We start from the raw sequence: 3221 nt of genomic DNA on the forward strand, positions 1-3221 counted from the left end.
CTGATGGTTCGTTGTTACTACTTCGGTAGCTAACAGCGTTCCAAAACAGGTACTTTTAACCTGAATACATAGGGTTATAAGAGCGAACCCGGGGAACTGAAACATCTAAGTACCCGGAGGAAAGGAAATCAACAGATACTCCGCTAGTAGTGGCGAGCGAACGCGGACCAGCCGAGCCATAAAGATGACCAGAATGATCTGGAAAGATCAGCCAGAGCGGGTGACAGCCCCGTATGGGAAGTCTGATTGGACGTATTAAGTAGGGCGGGACACGTGTAATCCTGTCTGAAGATCGGGGGACCACCCTCGAAGGCTAAGTACTCCTTACTGACCGATAGCGAACCAGTACCGTGAGGGAAAGGTGAAAAGCACCCCGACGAGGGGAGTGAAACAGTTTCTGAAACCGGACGCCTACAAGCAGTCGGAGGAGCCTTGAGCTCTGACGGCGTACCTTTTGTATAATGGGTCAACGACTTGGTCTATCGAGCAAGCTTAAGCCGTTAGGTGTAGGCGTAGCGAAAGCGAGTCTTAACAGGGCGAATAAGTTCGATGGATCAGACCCGAAACCAGATGATCTAGCCATGTGCAGGCTGAAGGTGAGGTAACACTCACTGGAGGGCCGAACCGACACCCGTTGAAAAGGGTCCGGATGACGTGTGGCTAGGGGTGAAAGGCCAATCAAATCTGGAGATAGCTGGTTCTCCGCGAAAGCTATTTAGGTAGCGCGTCGATTGTATTCTCCCGGGGGTAGAGCACTGCATGGATGATGGGGGCCCACAGCCTTACTGAGTCTAAGCAAACTCCGAATACCGGGAAGAACTGATCGGCAGACACACGGCGGGTGCTAACGTCCGTCGTGGAGAGGGAAACAACCCTGACCAACAGCTAAGGCCCCCAATTCATGGCTAAGTGGGAAAGCATGTGAGACTTCCAAAACAACCAGGAGGTTGGCTTAGAAGCAGCCATCCTTTAAAGATAGCGTAACAGCTCACTGGTCTAGTCAAGAGGTCTTGCGGCGAAGATGTAACGGGGCTCAAGCCATGAGCCGAAGCTTTGGATGCACAGTGATGTGCGTGGTAGCGGAGCGTTCTGTGATATAGAACGCTGCCTCCTTATCTCCTTAGGGAGTATTGGAGGCAATGTTCTGACTGTGAAGCCGGGCTGTAAGGCATCCGGTGGAGTGATCAGAAGTGAGAATGTTGACATGAGTAGCGACAAACAGGGTGAGAGACCCTGTCGCCGAAAGTCCAAGGGTTCCTGCTTAAAGCTAATCTGAGCAGGGTAAGCCGGCCCCTAAGGCGAGGCCGAAAGGCGTAGTCGATGGGAACCAGGTTAATATTCCTGGGCCATGTGGTGGTGACGGATTGCGAGGGTTGTTCACACTTATCGGATTGTGTGGGCCGCTTAGCAGTTCCTGGAAATAGCCCCACTATCGGACCGTACCCGAAACCGACACAGGTGGACTGGTAGAGAATACCAAGGCGCTTGAGAGAACCACGTTTAAGGAACTCGGCAAAATGCCTCCGTAAGTTCGCGAGAAGGAGGCCCCATTCTCACGCAAGTGAGGGTGGGGGGCACAAACTAGGGGGTGGCGACTGTTTACTTAAAACACAGGGCTGTGCGAAGCCGTAAGGCGACGTATACAGTCTGACGCCTGCCCGGTGCCGGAAGGTTAAAAGGAGGAGTGCAAGCTCCGAATTGAAGCCCCGGTAAACGGCGGCCGTAACTATAACGGTCCTAAGGTAGCGAAATTCCTTGTCGGGTAAGTTCCGACCTGCACGAATGGCGTAACGATCTCCCCGCTGTCTCAAACGTGGACTCAGCGAAATTGAACTGTGTGTCAAGATGCACACTACCCGCGGTTAGACGGAAAGACCCCATGAACCTTTACTATAGCTTCGCACTGGCATCAGGCATGTGATGTGCAGGATAGGTGGTAGGCTTTGAAACGGGGACGCCAGTCTTCGTGGAGCCATCCTTGAGATACCACCCTTCGCCTGCTTGATGTCTAACCGCGGTCCCTTATCGGGATCCGGGACCCTGCGTGGTGGGTAGTTTGACTGGGGCGGTCGCCTCCCAAAGTGTAACGGAGGCGCGCGAAGGTTGGCTCAGACCGGTCGGAAATCGGTCGTTGAGTGCAATGGCAGAAGCCAGCCTGACTGCAAGACTGACAAGTCGAGCAGAGACGAAAGTCGGCCATAGTGATCCGGTGGTCCCGAGTGGAAGGGCCATCGCTCAACGGATAAAAGGTACTCTGGGGATAACAGGCTGATGGTGCCCAAGAGTCCATATCGACGGCACCGTTTGGCACCTCGATGTCGGCTCATCTCATCCTGGGGCTGGAGCAGGTCCCAAGGGTACGGCTGTTCGCCGTTTAAAGAGGTACGTGAGCTGGGTTTAGAACGTCGTGAGACAGTTCGGTCCCTATCTGCCGTGGGTGTAGGATACTTGAGAAGAGTTGCCCCTAGTACGAGAGGACCGGGGTGAACGGACCACTGGTGGACCAGTTATCGTGCCAACGGTAGTGCTGGGTAGCTATGTCCGGACAGGATAACCGCTGAAAGCATCTAAGCGGGAAGCCCCCTTCAAAACTAGGTATCCCTTGAGGGCCGTGGAAGACCACCACGTCGATAGGCTGGAGATGTAAGCGCGGCAACGCGTTCAGTTGACCAGTACTAATTGCCCGATTGGCTTGATTTGATCCGGTAGAAGCCAGACCTCTGGCATCCGATCAAACAGCATGCATTAATTTAGTGTAGAACGCTCCGCGCCAGCGCAATGCTGGAGGCGGCAAGCGCCGCATGACTTGAACTTCATCGCTTCTTCCTCGGTTTGGTGGTCATAGCACGAGCAAAACACCCGGCTCCATTCCGAACCCGGCCGTTAAGTGCCGTCGCGCCAATGGTACTGCGTCTTAAGACGTGGGAGAGTAGGTCACCGCCAAACCTAGAAAGAAGCGATGAAACTTCATCTCTCAAACAACGATGACAAACAAAATCCCGATCGCAAAAACATGAAGCCCTCGGGAAACAAACGCGGGATCGAGCACCCCGCAATCGCTACAAACTCTCCTAAGGAGTTTGAAAAACGCGATCGCCTCGTCAGGCTCATAACCTGACAAAAAAAGGCAAACGCTCAACGGACGCGGGATGGAGCAGCCCGGTAGCTCGTCAGGCTCATAACCTGAAGGTCGTAGGTTCAAATCCTACTCCCGCAACCAA

General features: G+C 53.9%; 1 protein-coding gene, 1 tRNA gene and 2 rRNA genes (1 of these 4 cut by a window edge). All 4 read left to right on the forward strand.

What is annotated here, in order from left to right:
• Positions 1–2700 (forward strand): 23S ribosomal RNA (locus BMI87_RS21665); it begins 132 nt to the left of the window's first position.
• A gap of 131 nt (positions 2701–2831) precedes the next feature.
• A 5S ribosomal RNA gene (rrf, locus tag BMI87_RS21670) occupies positions 2832–2946 on the forward strand.
• Positions 2947–2959: 13 nt separating this feature from the next.
• Positions 2960–3118, forward strand: a complete 159-nt coding sequence (locus BMI87_RS22660; RefSeq protein ID WP_168175266.1) for a hypothetical protein — start codon at positions 2960–2962, stop codon at positions 3116–3118.
• A 25-nt stretch (positions 3119–3143) separates the two neighbouring features.
• Positions 3144–3220: transfer RNA gene (locus tag BMI87_RS21675), tRNA-Met, on the forward strand.
• Position 3221: the final 1 nt, after the last annotated feature.

Origin of the sequence: Thioclava sp. F28-4, from assembly GCF_002020045.1 — a bacterium.
Classification (GTDB): Bacteria; Pseudomonadota; Alphaproteobacteria; order Rhodobacterales; family Rhodobacteraceae; genus Thioclava; species Thioclava sediminum.